The organism is Sulfitobacter sp. UBA4523, assembly GCF_002388305.1.
Lineage (GTDB): Bacteria > Pseudomonadota > Alphaproteobacteria > Rhodobacterales > Rhodobacteraceae > Sulfitobacter > Sulfitobacter pontiacus.
The window spans coordinates 30685-31004 of the sequence record NZ_DGMH01000021.1; the positions used below are offsets into that span (position 1 = coordinate 30685).

At 63.1% G+C, this 320-nt stretch carries 1 pseudogene; it reads right to left on the minus strand.

From position 1 onward, the window contains the following. Positions 1–320: pseudogene (locus B3849_RS04690) on the minus strand (FAD-dependent oxidoreductase); the annotation flags it as partial.

Consider the following 320-nt stretch of genomic DNA (forward strand, 5'->3'; position numbering starts at 1 on the left):
CCGCGATAGGCGGGCGACGCACAGACGTTGCGCAGCGCGTCGCGGTCCAACACCTCTATTTGGTCGTAGCCATAGCGGTCCTGCAAGACGCCGGCATAGGCGTGCAGATGCTCTACGTCACCGGCAGAACTGGCGGTCCAGGCGACGCCGGGCTTGAGGTGGCAATCGATGTCATGGGTCTTGATCAGGCTTTTGACAAGTGTTTTGGCGTCCTCGCCCAGATCCCATAGGCGCGTTGCGGCGTCGCGTCCGACCATCTTTTCCAGCGCGTCCTGTTCGACGCGCTGACCACTCCCCAATTGCCCGCCATTGCGCCCCGA